Origin of the sequence: Leisingera sp. S232, from assembly GCF_049800895.1 — a bacterium.
Classification (GTDB): Bacteria; Pseudomonadota; Alphaproteobacteria; order Rhodobacterales; family Rhodobacteraceae; genus Leisingera.
The window spans coordinates 175177-194715 of record NZ_JBNAFX010000001.1; the positions used below are offsets into that span (position 1 = coordinate 175177).

Sequence of the window (19539 nt, forward strand, 5' to 3'; positions counted from 1 at the left end):
GGCGCGCGGTCAGCCGTCACCCACTTCCAGCCGCACCAGCGCCGCACCGGCCTCAACCTGATCGCCGTCAGCCGCCAGGACCTCAGCCACCACGCCATCGCGGGCCGCCAGCAGCGCGTGTTCCATCTTCATTGCTTCCAGAATGGCAAGCCGGTCGCCTTCCTGCACAGCCTGGCCCGCCACGGCGAAAACCGCCTTCACCAGCCCCGGCATCGGCGCCTCGATGACATTGCCGTCGCCGCCCGCCACCGCGTCGCGGTCCAGCGGGTCAACTGCGGTGAACTCCAGACCATAGGCATCATGCACAGTGATCAGCGATCCTGACTGCGACACCGCAGGCATCCGGCGCCCACCAATGCGCCATTGGCCTTGGCTTCGCTCGGCCACAACAGTTTCACCACCAACGCTCCACAGCTGTCGGTCCGCCCCATCCACCTGCACTTCGGCAGTGAATTCTTCACCCGCATGGGACAATGTGACAGCCCGACGCAAGGACGCCCAGAGAGTGAAGCCGACCTCAGGCGCAGGCTCCAGCAGGTTGAGCGCCACCATGCCTGCTGCCGCCCTGTGGCGTAATTCAACCGCCGGTGCCGTGGTCAGCGCGTCCAGATCGCGCGCAATCAGGCCGGTATCCACGTCGCCGTCTGCAAACCCGCTGTGCGCCGCCAACGCGCCAAGGAAAGCCAGGTTGGTGACAGTACCGCCGACTTGCGTGTCCGCCAATGCACGCGCCAGCCGCGACAGCGCCACCTTGCGAGTAGAACCATGCACGATCACCTTGGCAATCATCGGGTCATACCAGGGGCTGATGGTGTCCCCTGCCCGTACACCGCTGTCGGCGCGGGCCACGGCCGGAAAGGACAGATGGGTCAGCCGACCCGTTGCGGGCAAAAAGCCCTTTGGCACGTCTTCTGCATAAAGGCGCGCCTCAAACGCATGACCGGTGATAGTAAGATCTTCCTGCCTGGCAGGCAGCCGCTCCCCCGAGGCAACGCGCAGCTGCCATTCTACCAGATCAACGCCGGTGATCAGCTCCGTTACCGGGTGCTCGACCTGCAGGCGGGTGTTCATTTCCATGAACCAGAACCCATCGGGACGCAGCCCGCCAGAGCCGTCGACGATGAATTCCACCGTACCTGCGCCCTTGTAACCGATAGCCTCAGCCGCGCGCACACCGGCCTGACCCATAGCCTCGCGTACTTCTGCCGTCATGCCCGGCGCCGGCGCTTCCTCGATCACCTTCTGATGGCGGCGCTGCAAGGAACAGTCGCGTTCAAATAGATGCACCGCGGTTTCACCGTCGCCAAACACCTGAACTTCGATGTGACGCGGCTGCTGGATATATTTCTCGATCAGCACATCCGGATTGCCAAAGGCAGTGGTCGCCTCACCCTGGGCGCTTTTCAGGGCATCCGCGAACTCGCTGGACGCTGCAACAAGCCGCATCCCCTTGCCGCCACCGCCGGCCACCGCCTTGATCAGCACGGGGTAACCGATCTTCTCTGCTTCGCCTGCCAGAAAATCCGGATCCTGGCTGGCCCCGTGATAGCCCGGCACCACCGGCACCCCAGCCTCTTCCATCAATGTCTTGGCGGCATCTTTCAGCCCCATCTTGCGGATCGCATCCGCCGAAGGGCCGACAAAAGTGAGCCCCGCAGCCTCCACCGCATCCACGAACTCAGGGTTCTCGGACAGAAAGCCATAGCCCGGGTGGATGGCCTGCGCGCCGGTGGCCTGCGCGGCCCCGATGATACGGTCGCCCAGCAGATACGACTGTGCCGGGGCCGCGCCGCCGATATGCACCGCCTCATCCGCCAGCGCCACATGTTGCGAAGCCGCATCCGCATCTGAGTATACCGCCACCGTCCGCACCCCCATGGCACGGGCCGTTTCCATCACGCGGCAGGCGATCTCCCCGCGGTTGGCAATCAGGATCTTGTCAAACATCAGAAGTCCTCACATCCGGAACACGCCAAAGCGCGTCTCTTCAATCGGGGCATTCAGGGCAGCACTCAGCGACAGCGCCAGCACGTCGCGGCTCTTGCGCGGGTCGATAATGCCATCATCCCAAAGACGCGCCGAGGCATAAAGCGGGTGGCTCTGCTCCTCGAACATCTCGATGGTGGGGCGTTTGAATTCGGCCTCTTCCTCAATGCTCCAGCTGCCGCCCTGGCGTTCGATGGCGTCGCGCTTCACTGTCGCCAGAACACCCGCCGCCTGCTCGCCCCCCATCACCGAGATGCGCGAATTCGGCCAGCTCCACAGAAAGCGCGGGCTATAAGCCCGACCCGACATGCCGTAATTGCCAGCGCCAAAGGAGCCGCCGACCAGCATGGTGATCTTGGGCACATTGGTGGTGGCCACCGCCGTCACCATCTTGGCGCCGTGGCGGGCAATGCCCTCGTTTTCGTAACGACGCCCCACCATGAATCCGGTAATGTTCTGCAAGAACACCAGCGGGATCTTGCGCTGGCTGCACAGTTCCACGAAATGCGCACCTTTCTGGGCGGCTTCCGAGAACAACACGCCGTTGTTGGCAATGATGCCGATCGGGCAGCCTTTGAGATGGGCAAAGCCAGTGACCAGCGTTTCCCCAAAACGCGGCTTGAACTCGTCAAAGCGGGAGCCGTCGACCAGCCGCGCAATCACCTCGCGGATGTCATAGGGCGTGCGCAAATCGCCGGGCACCACGCCGAGGATATCCTCAGGGTCATAGGCCGGTTCCTCGGGGTTGGCCCAGTTCACCGTCAGCGGCTTGGTGATGTTCAGCGACTGCACCGCACGCCGCGCCAGCGCCAGCGCATGGGCGTCATCCTCGGCCAGATAATCCGCCACGCCGGAAAGGCGCGTGTGGACATCGCCACCGCCCAGGTCCTCGGCGCTGACCACCTCACCCGTGGCGGCCTTCACCAGCGGCGGACCGGCCAGAAAGATCGTTCCCTGCTCCTTCACGATGATCGTGACATCCGACATCGCCGGCACATAGGCGCCGCCCGCAGTGCAGGAGCCCATGACAACAGCAATCTGCGGAATGCCCTTGGCCGACATTCGCGCCTGATTGTAGAAGATACGGCCAAAGTGATCGCGGTCCGGAAAGACCTCATCCTGGTTCGGCAGGTTGGCGCCGCCCGAGTCCACCAGATAGATGCAGGGAAGACGGTTTTCCTCGGCAATCTCCTGCGCCCGCAAGTGTTTCTTCACCGTCATCGGATAATAAGTGCCGCCTTTCACGGTGGCATCGTTGCAGACCACCATGACCTCCTGCCCCTGCACCCGGCCGATGCCCGCGATCACGCCCGCAGACGGCGCAGCGCCATCATACATGGCATGCGCGGCAGTTGCGCCGATCTCCAAAAACGGAGAGCCGGGGTCCAAGAGGTTCGCCACCCGGCGGCGCGGCAGCATCTTGCCGCGGGACTCGTGCCGGGCGCGGGACTTTTCGCCGCCGCCCATGCGTGCAGCCTCCGCCACCTCGCTGATCTGCGCCAGCGCGTCCAAATGTGAGGCGCGGTTCTGCTTGAAGCCGTCCGAGGAGGGCATCGCCTTGGATGTGAGTTTCATGTCCACTCTCCCGTTATAGGGTTGAGATCTTTATTTCCTGTTGGGGCAGCGTACGCCGGGCCTGCAACACCATGGGTCATTCCATTTCCCCAGCGGCCCGCGCCTTCAGCGCCTTGCGGATCACCTTGCCGGTTACAGTCATCGGCAGCGCCTCAACGAACGCCACTTCACGCGGATAGGAATAATGCGCGAGGCGCTCTTTGACATAGTCCTGCAAGTCCTGTTCCGAGGCCTCTGAACCGGTTTTCAGCACCACATAGGCCTTGACGATTTCTGTGCGCAGGGGATCGGGTTTGCCAACCACGCCCACCGTCGCCACGGACGGATGGGTCAGCAGGCAATCTTCAATTTCCGCCGGGCCAATGCGGTAGCCGCCCGAGGTGATCACATCATCCTCGCGGCCCACAAAGCGCAGGTAATCGCCCTCCCAGATGCCGCGGTCGCCGGTCACCAGCCACGGCCCTCGGAACTTGGCCGCCGTCGCCTCGGGCCGGTTCCAGTATTCCAGCAACATCGAAGCCGAGCCGCGGCGAATGGCGACGTCGCCCTCTGCATCCGTCGGGTTGCCTGCCTCGTCGATCACCGCCAGGTCATGCCCCGGCACCGCCTTGCCGATGCAGCCCGGACGCGGCTCAAAATCCGCAGCACAGGACGAGGCCACCATGTTGCACTCGGTCTGGCCGTAGAATTCGTTGATGGTCACGCCCAGCTGCCGCCGGCCCCAGGCGAGCATCTCGGCGCCCAGGGGCTCTCCGCCGCTGGCAACGGAACGCAGACCGCGGAGCCCCTGCCCGGCTGCCTTCAGCATCCTGAGCGCGGTTGGCGGGAAGAAAATATTGCGCACACCGGCCTGTTCAATCAGATCGGCACAGGCCTCGGGCGTGAATTTGTCCAGCCGCGCGGCCACCACCGGCACGCCCAGCGCCAGCCCTGGCATCAGCACATCAAACAGCCCGCCAATCCAGGCCCAATCCGCCGGAGTCCACAGGACATCTCCGGGCTGGCCCATATGGTCGTGGCTGATGGCCACGCCCGGCAGGTGGCCGGTCAGCACCCCATGCCCATGCAGCGCACCCTTGGGACTGCCGGTGGTCCCGGATGTATAGATCAGCACTGCGGGTGTTTCCGGTGCCGTATTGGCAAAAGGCATCGGATCGCCTTCGATGCCGGCCGCATCTACCATCACCGCCTCTGCCAGATCACCCAGCAGCCCGGCCCCTTCAGCGTCGGTCAGAACAAAGCGCACTCCGGCGTCACCAGCGCGCGACGCCAGGGCGTCATGTTTGAACAGTTTGAACAGCGGGACGGATATGCCGCCGGCCTTCCAGACCGCCAGATGCGCCGCTGCACACCACGGCGACTGGCTGAGCAGCACACCCACGCGATCGCCCGGCTGGATGCGGGTCAGCAGATAGCGCAGCAGCCCGTCTGTCATCGCGGTCAAGTCACCATAGGATATATCCCTGCGCTCAGGACCGGTCATATCGATCAGTGCCAGCGCCTCGTCCGGCTGCGACAGGCATTGCGCGGCCATATTCAGCCGTTCCGGCAGGTTCCAGCTGCCATCTGCGCGAAGCCCCGGGATGTTGCAGATTTCATGCATGAATAGACATTCCTGAAAGGCAAATTTGAAAGGCGTTTTCCAACGCAATTTCAATAGGTAATGGATTTTTGCCCTGTCTCAAGCCAGGGTTTTCGCGCCTTTTTGGGCGCATCTCGTGCCGACGAACACATGTATGGGGAGGCTGCCCATGAAGCGCATGCTGTCTGCGCTTGCGCTGAAACAAGGCGACAGACCTGTCGGCGTTGGCACAGGCAAGGTGAACCCGAATTCCGGCAAGGACGCGCTGCAGATCAACATCCGTTGGATGAATATCGACGATGACGCAACCCTGAACGGCGCTGCCATCAGCACCGCCGGGATCGATCCGCTGGTCGTGAAGTCTGCCTTTGTGCACCGCTTCTGATCCCTGACAATCCGGAAATGGCCCGCCGGCTGGCCCTGTGCCGCCGACCTGCTTTGCCCCCCCGCGAACCACATCGGATGCGCGGGGCTTCTGTGTTACATGCGGCCCATCAGCTCTCGGCCGATCAACATCCGGCGGATTTCGCTGGTGCCCGCACCAATTTCCATCAGCTTGGCATCGCGGAAAATCCGGCCCACCGGGTTGTCGGACAGGTAACCCGCGCCGCCAAAGGCCTGCACCGCCTGATGCGCCTGTGTCATGGCGACCTCAGAAGCATAGAGGCAGCAGGCGGCGGCATCCTGGCGTGTTACGGTGCCTTTGTCGCAGGACTTGGCAACTTCATAGACATAGGCGCGGGCAGTGTTCATTGCCGTGTACATATCCGCGATCTTGGCCTGCATCAGCTGGAAGGTCCCGATGGGCTGGCCGAACTGCTTACGCTCTTTCATATAGGGCATCATTTCATCCATGCAGGCGGCCATGATGCCGGTGCCGATGCCTGCCAGCACCACGCGTTCATAGTCCAGACCGGACATCAGAACGCGCACGCCCTTGCCTTCTTCGCCCAGAATGTTCTCGAACGGCACCTCCACGTCTTCAAACACCAGTTCAGCGGTGTTGGAGCCCCGCATGCCCAGCTTGTCGAAATGCTTGGAGGTAGAGAATCCCTTGAATTCCTTTTCGATCAGGAAAGCGGTGATCCCCTTGGAGCCGGCTTCCGGATCGGTCTTGGCATAGACCACCAGCGTGTCAGCATCCGGACCGTTGGTGATCCAGTATTTGTTGCCATTCAGACGAAAGTGATCGTTGCGCTTTTCGGCGCGCAGGCTCATCGATACCACATCGGAGCCCGCGCCCGCTTCGGACATTGCCAAAGCCCCAACATGGTCCCCCGAGAGCAACCGCGGCAGGTATTTGGCCTTCTGCGCGGCATTGCCGTTGAGCTTGATCTGGTTGACGCAGAGGTTCGAATGCGCGCCGTAGGACAGCGAGACAGAGGCGCTGGCCCGGGCGATTTCCTCGATCGCGACGGTATGCGCCAGATAAGACATCCCGGCGCCACCGAATTCTTCTGGCACGGTGATGCCCAGCAGGCCCAGCTCGCCCATCTCCTGCCACAGCTCAGCCGGGAATTCGTTGTTCTGGTCGATCTCCTGCGCCATCGGCCTGACGCGCTCCTGCGCCCAGCGGTGGACCATGTCGCGCAGCGCGTTGACATCCTCGCCCAGGTCAAAAGTCATGCTTGCGTTGAACATCCTGCAATTCCTCCAGCCGTAGCCGATTATATGAACACCTGTTCAATTCATTAGGGGAACCTTCGATTCGCGTCAACCACAGCGCACCGCCAGCAACAGTGACGTCCGGTTCTGTTTTGCACAGACAAACATGAAAAGGCCCGCCTCCATTCGTAGGAGACAGGCCAGTTTTCTGTTGCGCCAGCGAATATGCAGTGACGCTCTAGGCGCCCTGGTACACGGCGCCTACTTCGGCGCGGATGATCCGGGCGATCTGCGCGCAGTCTTCCAGGCTGAACGTCAGCGGCACCCGCATGTCGATGATGCCCGCCAGCACCCGGTCGCTTTGCGGCAGCCGCGGGCTGTCCGCATAACGCCAGCTGTCATAGCGGGAGGTAAAGGCCACCGGTTCCGGCGTACCGAACCATTTCAGCTCTACCCCGCGCGCGGCACAGCGGCGGACCGCCTCCTGCACTGCCTCCTCGGACCAGTCCAGGAGCAGAAACTGGATGGAAGAGCCGACATAGACCTCCGGCTCCGGGCGCTCCACCACTGTCAGGCCAGGCGTTCCGCGCAACCCTTCTTCGATGGTGCAGTAGCGCTCATTCCAGCGGTCCACCTGGGTGCCCAGATCGCGCAGCTGCGGCCGCAGGATCGCCGCGCGCAGATTGTCCATGCGGCCAGAGATATTCGGGGTCTCGTACTTCACACGCTCGAATACATCCGGGCCTGGCGCAGCCAGATGGCGGCCATACAGCATGTAGGACCCCGACATCATGATGGCGCGAGCAGCAATCTCTTCATCATCGGTGATCAGCAGACCGCCTTCGCCTGAGTTCACATGCTTGTAGGTCTGACAGGAATAGCAGCCCACCGCGCCATGCTTGCCTGAAAGCTGCCCATTCCACGACGCCCCCATGGTATGCGCGCAATCTTCGATCACGGTGATACCAGCCCCGTCGCAAATCTCCATCAACCGGTCCATATCACACAGATGACCGCGCATATGCGACAGCATCAGCACCTTGGCCTGATCCGCCTTGGCAGCCAAATCGTCCAGATCGATGGTCAGGTTTTCAGTTACTTCGACAAACACCGGCTCTGCTCCGACAGAGGCAATGGACCCCGGCACCGGTGCCAGAGTGAAGGCATTTGTGAGAACCTTGTCGCCGGGTTTCACCCCGACCGCGCGCAGAGATGTGGCCAGCGCATAGCCACCCGATGCCACTGCCAGGCAGTATTTTGCGCCGATCTGCGCCGCGAACTCCTGTTCCAGCAGCGCGGTTTCGCCCGCTTCGCCTTCTGCCACGTTATATCGGTGCAGCCGCCCGCTGCGGAGCACCGCCAGCGCGGCCTCGATGGCGTCTTCGGGAATGGGTTCTTGCTGGGTGAAAGACCCGGAAAATGTCTCGCTCATGCGGCGTTTGTGAGCCGCAGGCGGCCAGTGGTCAAGGGGGAAGCAGGACAGACGATATTCCCGAAACTGAGTTGCGAGATCACGCAATCAGCCGGTCGGCGACTTCCAGAAGATCCTCGAACCGGTTGAGCAACGCCTCGGGCTTCAACGCCGCCATGTCTTCGCCGGAAGGACCAAATGTCACCAGCACAGAGGGCACACCGGCATTGGCAGAGGTTTTGCGGTCGGTGTCGCTGTCGCCCACAAGCAATGTCCGCGCCGGATCGCCGCCGGCGCGGCGGGCGGCCTCGAACAGCGGTTCAGGATTGGGTTTGCTCACCGGCAACGTGTCCGCTCCGACCAGCGAGGCAAAGGCGTCCCGCACACCCAGGCTGCGCATCAGCTGCTCTGCCAGGCCTTCAGGCTTGTTGGTGCAGATGCCAACCCCGAAACCTGCGGTCTTGAGCATCTCGACAGCCTCCATCGCGCCGGGATAGAGCACGGTGTGGTGGTCGATTGCGTCACGGTAGACGTCCAGAAACACCGGGTAATAGGCCTCCACCACCGCCGGATCATACTGATCCAAACGTTTCAGCCCATGCGTCAGCATCATCCGGGCGCCGCGCAGCGACACAGCCGCATCTCGCGGCTGGCTCAGCACATCGCCCAGCCCCATCTGCCGGAAACACGCATTGGCAGCCGCCAGAAGATCACCGGAAGTATCTGCCAGCGTGCCGTCCAGATCGAAGATAACTGTTCGCATATACCGCCCCTTTCGGCGCATTTTCGCCGCCGCATGTTGCAGGCCGCAATCTTGTTTGATGGTGCTATCTCTTGCGCCCCGCCGGTTAGCGGATAAAACGGGAGCGTTAAAAAGACAAAGAGAAAAGCGATTATGAGCATTGCCCTTGTCATCCTGGCGGCCGGAAAAGGCACCCGGATGAACTCCGACCTTCCAAAAGTGCTGCATCCGATCGCACAGGCGCCAATGCTGGAACATGCAATGGCCGCGGGCCGCGCGCTGGCGCCCGAGCGCACCATTGTCGTTGCAGGGCACGGTGCGGATCAGGTGCGTGCCGCAGTCGCCGATATCGACGACGAGGCTGAAGTTGTTCTGCAGGCAGAACAGCTTGGCACCGCCCATGCGGTTGATCAGGCCCGCGCCGCGCTGGAAGGTTTCGAGGGCGACGTGGTGGTGTTGTATGGCGACACCCCATTTGTCAGCGCCGAAACACTGGAACGCATGGTCGAGGCGCGCCAGCGTGCAGATCTGGTGGTGCTGGGATTCGAGGCCGCCGACCCAGGCCGATACGGGCGCCTGCTGATGAATGGCGATAGCCTGGAACGGATTGTCGAGTTCAAGGACGCAAGCGAAACCGAACGTGCAGTCCGATTCTGCAATTCCGGCCTGATGGCGGGCAAGGCCAGCGCGATGTTCGATCTGATCGCCAAAGTTGGCAATGCAAATGCGTCCGGCGAGTATTACCTGACCGATCTGGTGGCATTGGCACGTTCCGAGAACCTGCAAGTCACCGCCGTGTCCTGCGATGAAGCCGAAACACTGGGCGTCAACTCCCGCGCCGAACTGGCGCAGGCGGATGCCCTGTTCCAGGCGCAGGCGCGGGCGGATCTGATGGAACTGGGCGTCACCCTGATGGCGCCGGACACCGTCTATCTGGCCTTTGACACTTTCATCGGCCGGGACACGGTGATTGAACCCAACGTGGTTTTCGGCCCCGGCGTCACCGTTGAAAGCGGCGCATTGATCCGGGCGTTTTCGCATCTGGAAGGCTGCCATGTCAGCCGCGGCGCCAAGGTTGGCCCGTATGCCCGCCTACGCCCCGGCGCCGAGCTGGCGGAAGACACCCATATCGGCAATTTCGTCGAGATCAAAAACGCCGAGATTGCCGAGGGCGCCAAGGTCAATCACCTTAGCTACATCGGCGACGCATCGGTTGGCGAGGCCAGCAACATTGGCGCAGGCACTATTACCTGCAACTATGACGGGGTAATGAAGCACCGCACTGAAATCGGCGCGCGCGCCTTTATCGGCTCCAACACCATGCTGGTGGCGCCGGTCCGGGTCGGCCATGAGGCGATGACGGCCACCGGTGCAGTGGTGACCAGGAATGTCGAAGACGGCGACCTGGCGATTGCCCGCGCTGAACAAAGCAACAAACCGGGCCGCGCGCGCAAACTGATGGATATGCTGCGCGCCAAGAAAGCGCGCCTGAACAAGGGAGCCAAGTGATGTGCGGAATTGTCGGCGTACTGGGCAATCACGAAGCCGCCCCAATCCTTGTCGAAGCGCTGAAGCGGCTGGAATACCGCGGCTATGACAGTGCTGGCATCGCCACCGTAAACAAGGGCGAACTGCGCCGCCGCCGCGCGGTGGGCAAGCTGGTGAACCTCTCCGATCTCCTGGTGCATGAACCGCTGGCAGGCAAGGCAGGCATCGGCCACACCCGCTGGGCCACCCATGGCGCGCCGTCGATCAGCAATGCGCATCCGCACCGCGCCGGTGCAGTGGCGGTTGTCCACAACGGCATCATCGAGAACTACAAGGAATTGCGCGCCGAGCTGCTGGACTGCGGCCTCGAATTTCGCACCGAGACCGACACCGAAACCGTTGCCTTGATGACCGAGCGCTACCTGCAGGAGGGGTTCTCTCCCGCCGATGCCGCCTACAAGACACTGGACCAGCTGGAGGGCGCCTTTGCGCTGGCCTTTCTGTTTGACGGCGAAGAGGACCTGATCGTTGCCGCCCGCAAGGGTTCGCCGCTGGCCATCGGCCATGGAGATGGCGAAATGTTTGTGGGATCCGATGCCATCGCGCTGGCACCGCTCACCGACCGGATCACCTATCTGGAGGAAGGCGACCGCGCGATTGTCACCCGTCAGGGCGCCGAAATCCGCAATGCCGAAGGCACATTGGTCAATCGCGAAACCAAGACCATACACATTGATTCCGCCCAGGTGGACAAAGGCGGCCACAAACATTTCATGGCCAAGGAAATCGCCGAGCAGCCGCATGTGATCGCCGAGGCCATCCGCCACTATCTGCCGGTCGAGGAAGACACCGTCCGCCTGCCCGGTGATGGCATCGATTTCTCTCAGGTCGAGCGGCTGACAATGGTTGCCTGCGGCACCGCCTTTTATGCCTGCCTGACAGCGAAATACTGGTTTGAGCAGATCGCCCGCCTGCCGGTCGAAGTCGATATCGCCTCTGAGTTCCGTTACCGCGAACCGCCGATCCCGGGTAAAACTGCCGCGCTCTTTGTCTCTCAGTCGGGCGAAACCGCCGACACGCTGGCAGCGCTGCGCTATTGCCAGGGAAAGGCGGACAAGATCCTGTCAGTGGTCAATGTCCCCGAAAGCTCCATCGCGCGAGAAAGCGATCTGGCGCTGCCGATTTTTGCCGGGCCTGAGATCGGCGTCGCTTCCACCAAGGCGTTCACCTGCCAGCTGACGGTGCTCTTGGCCCTGGCGCTCAAGGCGGCATGCGACCGCGGGCAGCTTTCGCCGCAGGAGATGGCTGAATACGCCACCGCGATCCGCGGCTTGCCCAATGTGCTGTCTGCCGCACTGGAACAAAACGAACCGATCCGCCAATCCGCACAAAAGGTCAGCGAAGCCCGCGATGTTTTGTTCCTAGGTCGCGGCCTGATGTTTCCGCTGGCACTGGAAGGCGCGCTGAAACTGAAGGAAATCAGCTACATTCACGCAGAAGCCTATGCCTCGGGCGAGCTGAAACACGGCCCCATCGCGTTGATCGACAAGCATATGCCTGTTGTGGTGCTGTCACCGCGGGATTCGCTGTTCGACAAATCCGTCTCCAACATGCAGGAGGTGCTGGCCCGCAAGGGCAAGGTGCTGATGATCTCTGATCAGGACGGGATCGACGCAGCTGGCGCTGATGTCTGGTGCACCATTCGCATGCCAAAGGTGAAGGAGGCACTGACCCCGATCCTTTACGCAATCCCGGCACAGCTTTTGGCCTATCACACCGCGGTTGCCAAAGGCACCGACGTGGACCAGCCGCGCAACCTGGCAAAATCGGTGACCGTGGAGTGAGCATCTTGGACGTTTCAGAAGCCTTGGCGCAGCTGAGTGCCAAGGCTGAGCCTGGCCGGGCTGAACAGATGGCGGCCTATCACAAGCAAAACCGCAAAGTGCTGGGCGTTCCCAATCCTGCGACCAATGAGCTGACCAAAGCCTGGCGCCAGTCATTAAGCGTTGCCGACCGCAGGGATCTGGCAAGCGCGCTGTGGGCCACCGACATCTTCGAAGCGCGCATCGCGGCGGCCAAACTGCTGACCCAGGCACGGATCAAGGAAGACGGTCCAGTTTGGGACCTGCTGCAGTCCTGGGTCGCGGCGTTCGACAGCTGGGCCATAGCGGATCATGCCTGTTCCGCCATTTCAAAGAGACTGCTGGCGGCGCCGGACCGGCTGGACGCGGTTGAAACATGGACACGGTCGGACCTCATGTGGACCCGCCGCGCAGCTTTGGTCGCCACCCTGCCCTGGGCCAAGATGAACAACCTGAAACCGGCAGATCAGGAACGCCGTGAACGCATCCTCGGATGGGCAGCCTGTTACGTCGCGGACCGGGACTGGTTCATTCAAAAGGCCATCGGCTGGTGGCTGCGCGACCTTAGCAAACATGATGCGGAGCGCACCCGTGCATTTCTGGCCGATCACGGCGGCTCAATGAAGAACTTTGCCCGAAAAGAAGCGGCAAAATACCTCAAAGACGCCTGACCGGGTTCTGGAAGCCGCAGCTAGGGCGGCCTCCTTTATCATTTTCTTACAGGATTTTTACGTTGCGGGCAGAACTTGCACTTCGGCCAGTTCTGTCAGCGGCAGCCCCAGTGCCCGCATGGCGCCGATAGACAGGCGGCTGCCGCCGGACTCCGCACCGGGGATCGGCTTCAGCGTCACCACCACCTGGGTACTGCGATTGGAACGGATCAGCGCCTGCTGTTCGGCCGCCACCAGAGGCGTCTCCATCCACAGCCCCGGCAGCGACGGATCGCCCAGCGAAGCAACGGTCGTGGCAGAGCCGCGGAAGGGCGGCGCGGAAGGCGCCGTTGGCAAAAGTGGCTCCGCTTCGGCGACATCCACGCCGGGTGCAGGCTGCAGCACAGGATCCTGCGGCTCTGACGCTACCGGACCGCCTGCGCCGTTCAGTATGGAGGAATTCAGCTGGATGCCGTTACAGGCTGCCAGCAGGGAAATCGAAGCAAGGGAAAAGACTGTCATACGCATGAGGCGACCCTATCCAGCTGTGAAACGCTTTGCCAGACACAAATGCCGCCTCCCCCTTGCCGCGGGCGATGCCCCGCTTTACCTAGGAGGCATGACGGCACCCCTTATCGATCCCTTCGCCCGCGCAATCACTTATCTGCGTGTCTCGGTTACCGACCGCTGCGACTTTCGCTGTGTCTATTGCATGTCGGAAAACATGACCTTTTTACCCAAAAGGGATCTGCTGACGCTGGAGGAACTGGACCGGCTGTGTTCCACTTTCATCCGGCTTGGCGTCGAGAAACTGCGGATCACCGGCGGCGAACCGCTGGTGCGCCGCGGCATCATGACCTTTTTCCAGTCGATGAGCCGCCATCTGGACACCGGTGCGCTGAAGGAACTGACCCTGACAACCAATGGCTCGCAGCTGGCCAAATACGCTGATGACCTTTACGCCGCCGGGGTGCGCCGGGTGAACATATCGCTCGATACGCTGGACGAACAGAAATTCGCTGATGTCACTCGCTGGGGCCGACTGCCCCAGGTGATGAAAGGCATTGATGCAGCACAGAAGGCTGGCCTCAAAATCAAGATCAACGCGGTCGCCCTCAAAGGCTTCAACGAGGAAGAGCTGCCCCGCATCACTGAATGGTGCGCGGAACGCGGCCTGGATCTCACCTGGATTGAAGTGATGCCGATGGGCGAGGATATCGGGGCCATGCAGCGCATCGGCCAGTACTGGTCGCTTAAGGATGTGCGCGCGGAATATGAAAACCACTACTGCGTTACTGATCTGGCCGAACGCAGCGGCGGCCCTGCGCGGTATGTGCGACTGGAGGAAACCGGCCAGAAGATCGGTTTCATCACCCCCCTGTCCCATAATTTCTGCGAAAGCTGCAATCGGGTGCGGGTGACCTGCACAGGCGAAATTTACACCTGCCTAGGACAGGAAGGCAAAGCAGATCTGCGCGCGCCGCTGCGCGCCAACGAAGAAGGCGCAGGGGCGCTGGAGGCCGCCATCCGCGCTGCCATCGGCGACAAACCCCGCGGCCATGACTTCGATTACTCCCGGCAGGAAGCCGGCGGCCAGATGTCCCGCCACATGAGCCATACCGGCGGCTGACATGCCTCGCACCTCTCCAGCGCAACGGACGCTGCTCTATTCTCTTTACTGCGGTGTCAGCAGGCTGATTGCCCCCCTGGCCTGGCGCAAGGTCGCAGGCAAGCTGCGCGGCTACGGCCTGCCAGAGGAACGGGTCCGCGAGCGCCTTGGCCATGCCTCCCTGCCCCGCCCCGCCGGGCGGCTGATCTGGTTTCATGCTGCTTCGGTCGGCGAAAGCCTGTCCGTACTGACCCTGATTGCCCGCATGGGCGAGCAGATGCCGGAAGCGGAATTCCTGATCACATCTGGAACGCCCACCTCAGCCGAACTTGTTGCCAAACGCATGCCGCCGCGCTGCCGCCACCAGTTCCCGCCCTTGGACACAGCCGCTGCCGTCGACCGTTTCCTGACCCATTGGCAGCCTGATCTTGGTGTATTTGTTGAAAGCGAACTCTGGCCGCAGATGCTGGTGCGGGCCCGCAAGGCCGGCTGCCCGCTGGTGCTGCTGAATGCGCGACTGTCGGACCGTTCAGTCGAAAGCTGGAAAAAGCGCCGCGAAACGGCACGTTACGTCCTTGATCAGTTCAGCCTTTTGGTCACCCAGAACCAGAAAACCGCAGACAATCTGCGGGCAATGGGCGCCACGGATGACTGCATCCAGCCAGGCAGCAATCTCAAAGCCGTGTCAGCCCCCCTGCCGGTGGATAAAGGCACGCTGTCGAAGGTCCGCGAAGACATCGGCACCCGTGCGGTCTGGATTGCGTCTTCGACCCATGAGGGTGAGGAAGAGACCGTTCTGAACGCCCACAAAACGCTGCTAATGGACCATCCGGACCTTTGTCTGCTGCTTGCTCCGCGCCACCCCCAGCGTGGCGATGCAGTGGAAGCCCTGGTCAAGAAGGCCGGCCTCAGCTGTGCCCGCCGCAGCAAAGGCGTGATGCCCGGCACCACCTCGCAGGTCTATCTGGCCGATACGATGGGTGAAGTCGGCACCTGGTATGCGCTCAGCCCGCTTGTGTTCCTCGGCGGATCGCTGCGCGAAATCGGTGGCCACAACCCTTTTGAGCCGATGCAGGCCGGCGCAGCCGTCATAACCGGAACCGGCCACTATAATTTCGCCGAAACCTATGCCGAACTGACCGGGCTTGGAGCCGCTGTCGAAATCCGCTCAGCACCTGAACTGGCCGGGCAGATCTCAAAATGGCTGGAACAGCCGAAGGGTCTTGAAACCGCGCGTGCGGCCGCCAGACAGTTCATTTCCCGGCAGTCAAACCAGTTGGACAAGACGGTGGATGCCCTGCTGGCATTGCTCCCGCAACAAGGAGGCCGCGATGGCCAAGGCTGACGCCAATAAAATCGAAGTCATCGCCCCGAACTTCAAACGGCGCCTGTCCGGTGTGACGTCGACGATCGTGCGGCTGGTTCCGCTGCAACAGCAGCAGATTGCCATTGCCACTGCCGGCAGCGGCCTGCCGGACGACATGCCGCATCTCACCACAGCCCAGCTGATCCTGATGCGCCGCAACGGCCCCACGGGCGCCCGTGTCTGGCACGCCCGGCGCAATATCGAAATGCTGGGCGGCCTGGCACTGAAGTATCTTCTGCGCAAGCGGCTGAAGCTCTTGTTCACCTCTGCCTCGCAGCGGCAGCACTCCGGCTATACCAAATGGCTGATTTCCAAGATGGACCGGGTCATCGCCACTTCGGCCAAAGGGGCTGCCTATTTGGACGAAGCCGCACAGGTTGTGCATCACGGCATCAACACCCAGGAATTCTCGCCGCCTGCCGACAAATCAGCGCTGCGCGGTGAACTGGGCTTGCCCAAAGAGGCCATCCTAATCGGCTGCTATGGCCGCATCCGGGCGCAGAAAGGAACGGACGTCTTTGTCGACGCCATGCTGGAAGTGCTGAAGGCGCATCCAAAGTCCGTGGGCATCGTCATGGGCCGTGCCACCGAAAAACACATTGCTTTCGAGAAGAGCCTGCGCGCCAAGGCAGAGGCCGCAGGCCTCAAGGACCGGCTGCTGTTCCCGCCGGAAGTCCCGGTCTGGGACGTCTCGCGCTGGTATCAGGCGCTGGATCTCTATGTCGCACCCCAGCGCTGGGAAGGGTTCGGCCTTACCCCGCTTGAGGCGATGTCCTGCGGCGTGCCTGCCGTTGCCACCCGCGTCGGAGCCTTCGAGGAACTGATCGCCCCGGGCCAAACCGGACAGCTGATCGATCCCGGCGAAACCGGGCAGATGATCGCGGCCATCGACGACGTGCTGTCGGTTAAAGGTCGGCTGGAAGCCTGGTCAGATGCGGCGCGCAAACACGCCATGACCAATTTCGCACTGGAAAAAGAGGCCGGTACGCTGGTTCAGATCTACCGCGAACTGCTGGCGCCCTAAACCGTCCCCGCTTCTTTCTGGTGATCAATACCCCCAGGGGTGAATTGAGCTGAAAGCTCAAGAGGGGGCAGGCAGCCCCCTCCCCCCGTTTCATTCACGCCGCAGGCATTCGCTGTTCAACGATCTCTGCCCACCAGCTACACCCCGCAGGGATCGCATCGTCGTTAAAGTTGTACTCCGGGTGATGCACCATTGCGGTATCCCCATTGCCCATCAGGATATAGGCGCCAGGGCGCTCCTCCAGCATGAAGGCGAAATCCTCGCCGCCCATCACCAGCGGCGCATCCCCGCAGGAACCTGAGACGCTGGCCGCCACTTTGGCGGCAAACTCGGTCTGCTCCTCGTGGTTCACCATCACCGGATATCCGCGGTAATAGGTGATGTCCGCGGTGCCGCCAAAGGTCGCCGCGATGCCGGTACAGACCTCGTTGATCCGCGTTTCGGCCAGGTCGCGCATGTCCCCCGACATGGTGCGCACAGTGCCCTTGATCTGCACCTTCTGCGGGATCACGTTGAACGCTTTTGAAGACGTCTCAAACGACGTCACGGAAACGACAATCTGCTCCACCGGGTCGGCATTGCGCGCGGCGATGGTTTGCAGCGCCAGCACGGCCTGCGCCGCCAGAACAGTGGTGTCGATTGTCTCATGCGGTTTGGCCGCATGGCCGCCGCGGCCCTCGAATGTGATGTCGAACTGATCGGTTGCGGCAAAAAACGATCCCGGACGGATCGCAAAAGAGCCCAACGGCTGGCCCGGCCAATTGTGAAGCCCGTAAACCTCCTGCACGCCCCAGCGGTCCATCAGCCCGTCGTCGCACATCACCTTGGCACCGCCGCCGCCTTCTTCGGCGGGCTGGAAGATCACCACCACGGTGCCGTCGAAATTGCGGGTCTCGGACAGGTATTTGGCGGCCCCCAGCAGCATCGCGGTATGGCCGTCGTGGCCACAGGCATGCATCGCGCCGGGGGTCTTTGAGGCATAGTCCAGCCCGGTCTGCTCGTGGATCGGCAGCGCGTCCATATCGGCGCGCAAGCCAATGACCTTGCCCGATGTGTCCGCCTTGCCCTTGATCACGCCAACCACGCCCGTGCGGCCGATGCCGGTCACCACTTCGTCACAGCCGAACGCCTGCAGCTTCTGAGCCACCAATGCACTGGTGCGATGGGTTTCGAACAGGATTTCCGGGTTCTCGTGAATGTCACGGCGCCAGGCGGTGATTTCATCCTGCAATTCGGCAAAGCGGTTCTTGACCGGCATTTCTGTCTCCTTTGGTTGTCTTGCCCCGCACCCTCAGACTGCGGGCATTCTTCGTTCCACCAGCTCGACATACCAGCTGCATCCCAGCGGGAGCGCCGCGTCGTCAAAAACATAGGCCGGGTGATGGCACATCTGGGTGTCACCGTTGCCAAGGAAGATATAGGCGCCGGGACGCTCTTCGAGCATGTAGGCGAAATCCTCAGACGGCATGATCGGCGGGGTTTCGATATCGACCTTGGCAGAGACCGCCTGCGCCGCCTCTATCGCATGGGCGGTGCCGTTTTCGTCGTTGATTGTAACTGGATAGCCGGGGCTCCACTCAACCTCCGCAGTTGCGCCAAATGCGGCGGCGGTGCTTTCGGCGACCCGGCGCACCCAGCCTTCGGCCTGGGCGCGGTATTCGGCATCCAAAGTACGTACGGTGCCCTGCAGCTTGGCGGTATGGGCAATCACATTCGATGCAGTGCTGTCGGTTTCAAAGGTGCCGACAGTCAGCACCACGCGCTTGATCGGGTCCACATTGCGCGACACGATCGCGTGCAGAGAGACCACGATCTGCGATGCCGCCAACGTCGTGTCAATGGCCTCATGCGGGGCGGCGGCATGGCCGCCCTTGCCGGTGACTGTGATCGTGAATTCATCCGAGGACGCCATCAATGGACCGGTGCGGATGGCAAATTCGCCCACCGGAAGTCCTGGCATATTGTGCAGCCCATAGACCTCCTGAATACCCCAGCGGTCCATCAGCCCGTCGTCGCACATTGCTTTGCCGCCGGCTCCGCCTTCCTCGGCCGGCTGGAAGATCAGCACTGCCTTGCCGTCGAAATTCCGGTTCTCCGCCAGATACTTGGCCGCTCCAAGCAGCATCGAGGTATGGCCGTCATGGCCGCAGGCATGCATCACGCCCGGTGTCCTGGACGCATAGTCCACACCAGAGGCCTCGGGGATCGGCAGTGCGTCCATATCAGCACGCAGGCCAATGGCACGGCCCGACGTATTGCTCTTCCCCTCGATCACCGCAACCACACCGGTCTTGCCGATGCCTGTGGTGATATCCCTGATGCCGAATTCCCTGAGCCGCTCCACCACAAAGGCGGCCGTTTCATGCACGTCATACATCAGTTCGGGGTTTTCGTGCAGGTGATGGCGCCAGGCCGTGATTTCCTGGTGCATCTCGGCAAAGCGGTTCTTAACCGGCATATTCTCCGCCCCTCATTGTTTCAGGTTCCGTTGTGGCAAACTGTCCGCGATAAAACTTAGCTTCGCAAGTATCCGCCCCCGCCGGGACGTGGCGGAATGCGTCAAACCGAGAGGGGGGAATTGCATGGGCCGCCCGTACTCTTCTTGGCATCTATCTGCGCATGAAACGCCAGGATTCAAG

16 protein-coding genes are annotated in these 19539 nt (G+C 62.1%); 7 read left to right on the forward strand and 9 right to left on the reverse strand.

The genetic code is table 11. The features are described from left to right. Window positions 1-9: 9 nt before the first annotated feature. From ACP151_RS00900 to ACP151_RS00910, 3 genes are all read right to left on the reverse strand, one after another. Window positions 10-1947, reverse strand: a complete 1938-nt coding sequence (locus tag ACP151_RS00900) for an acetyl/propionyl/methylcrotonyl-CoA carboxylase subunit alpha (RefSeq protein ID WP_424976937.1) — start codon at window positions 1945-1947, stop codon at window positions 10-12. A 9-nt stretch (window positions 1948-1956) separates the two neighbouring features. Next, on the reverse strand, window positions 1957-3561 hold the full coding sequence (locus ACP151_RS00905) for a carboxyl transferase domain-containing protein (RefSeq protein ID WP_424976939.1): 1605 nt from the start codon (window positions 3559-3561) through the stop codon (window positions 1957-1959). A 76-nt stretch (window positions 3562-3637) separates the two neighbouring features. After that, window positions 3638-5164, reverse strand: a complete 1527-nt coding sequence (locus ACP151_RS00910) for an AMP-binding protein (protein ID WP_424976940.1) — start codon at window positions 5162-5164, stop codon at window positions 3638-3640. A 148-nt stretch (window positions 5165-5312) separates the two neighbouring features. Between ACP151_RS00910 and ACP151_RS00915 the strand changes: the two genes are divergently transcribed. Further along, complete coding sequence (locus ACP151_RS00915) at window positions 5313-5528, forward strand: hypothetical protein (protein ID WP_424976941.1); 216 nt, start codon at window positions 5313-5315, stop codon at window positions 5526-5528. A 95-nt stretch (window positions 5529-5623) separates the two neighbouring features. Here ACP151_RS00915 and ACP151_RS00920 read toward each other — a convergent pair whose 3' ends face one another. The 3 genes from ACP151_RS00920 to ACP151_RS00930 all read right to left on the reverse strand — a co-directional run bounded on the left by ACP151_RS00920 (window position 5624) and on the right by ACP151_RS00930 (window position 8922). Next, window positions 5624-6784 carry an isovaleryl-CoA dehydrogenase gene (locus ACP151_RS00920; protein ID WP_424976942.1) on the reverse strand — a complete coding sequence of 387 codons (1161 nt, stop codon included), beginning with the start codon at window positions 6782-6784 and terminating at the stop codon, window positions 5624-5626. Window positions 6785-6986: 202 nt separating this feature from the next. Further along, the gene (locus ACP151_RS00925) at window positions 6987-8180 is read right to left on the reverse strand and encodes a DegT/DnrJ/EryC1/StrS family aminotransferase (protein ID WP_424976943.1); all 1194 of its coding nucleotides are present in this window, start codon (window positions 8178-8180) and stop codon (window positions 6987-6989) included. A gap of 79 nt (window positions 8181-8259) precedes the next feature. Beyond that, window positions 8260-8922: an HAD-IA family hydrolase gene (locus tag ACP151_RS00930; RefSeq protein ID WP_424976944.1), complete on the reverse strand. Its 663-nt coding sequence runs from the start codon at window positions 8920-8922 to the stop codon at window positions 8260-8262. A gap of 132 nt (window positions 8923-9054) precedes the next feature. Here ACP151_RS00930 and glmU point away from each other — a divergent pair, with 132 nt between their 5' ends. From glmU to ACP151_RS00945, 3 genes are read left to right on the forward strand one after another with little or no spacing between them, the layout of a single operon-like run. Then, window positions 9055-10410, forward strand: coding sequence for a bifunctional UDP-N-acetylglucosamine diphosphorylase/glucosamine-1-phosphate N-acetyltransferase GlmU (gene glmU / locus ACP151_RS00935; protein WP_424976945.1), 1356 nt, complete (start codon window positions 9055-9057; stop codon window positions 10408-10410). Further along, window positions 10410-12233, forward strand: coding sequence for a glutamine--fructose-6-phosphate transaminase (isomerizing) (gene glmS, locus ACP151_RS00940; RefSeq protein WP_424976946.1), 1824 nt, complete (start codon window positions 10410-10412; stop codon window positions 12231-12233). Before glmU ends, glmS begins: the two co-directional genes overlap by 1 nt. A 5-nt stretch (window positions 12234-12238) precedes the next feature. Continuing rightward, window positions 12239-12922, forward strand: coding sequence for a DNA alkylation repair protein (locus ACP151_RS00945; protein WP_424977069.1), 684 nt, complete (start codon window positions 12239-12241; stop codon window positions 12920-12922). A 57-nt stretch (window positions 12923-12979) separates the two neighbouring features. On the opposite strand, the gene ACP151_RS00950 is transcribed toward ACP151_RS00945, so the two are convergent. Further along, the gene (locus tag ACP151_RS00950; protein WP_424976947.1) at window positions 12980-13429 is read right to left on the reverse strand and encodes a hypothetical protein; all 450 of its coding nucleotides are present in this window, start codon (window positions 13427-13429) and stop codon (window positions 12980-12982) included. Between the two features lie 91 nt (window positions 13430-13520). Here ACP151_RS00950 and moaA point away from each other — a divergent pair, with 91 nt between their 5' ends. Genes moaA through ACP151_RS00965 form a run of 3 tightly spaced genes read left to right on the forward strand, consistent with a single transcriptional unit; the run spans window position 13521 to window position 16900 of the window. After that, entirely contained in the window at window positions 13521-14531 is a 1011-nt protein-coding gene (gene moaA, locus ACP151_RS00955; RefSeq protein WP_424976948.1) for a GTP 3',8-cyclase MoaA, read from the forward strand. Between the two features lies 1 nt (window position 14532). Continuing rightward, complete coding sequence (locus tag ACP151_RS00960; RefSeq protein ID WP_424976949.1) at window positions 14533-15855, forward strand: 3-deoxy-D-manno-octulosonic acid transferase; 1323 nt, start codon at window positions 14533-14535, stop codon at window positions 15853-15855. Continuing rightward, window positions 15842-16900: a glycosyltransferase family 4 protein gene (locus tag ACP151_RS00965; protein WP_424976950.1), complete on the forward strand. Its 1059-nt coding sequence runs from the start codon at window positions 15842-15844 to the stop codon at window positions 16898-16900. Before ACP151_RS00960 ends, ACP151_RS00965 begins: the two co-directional genes overlap by 14 nt. Before the next feature lie 94 nt (window positions 16901-16994). On the opposite strand, the gene ACP151_RS00970 is transcribed toward ACP151_RS00965, so the two are convergent. Beyond that, entirely contained in the window at window positions 16995-18158 is a 1164-nt protein-coding gene (locus ACP151_RS00970; protein ID WP_424976952.1) for a M20 aminoacylase family protein, read from the reverse strand. 33 nt (window positions 18159-18191) lie between these two features. Then, window positions 18192-19358, reverse strand: a complete 1167-nt coding sequence (locus ACP151_RS00975) for a M20 aminoacylase family protein (RefSeq protein ID WP_424976953.1) — start codon at window positions 19356-19358, stop codon at window positions 18192-18194. Window positions 19359-19539 lie beyond the last annotated feature (181 nt).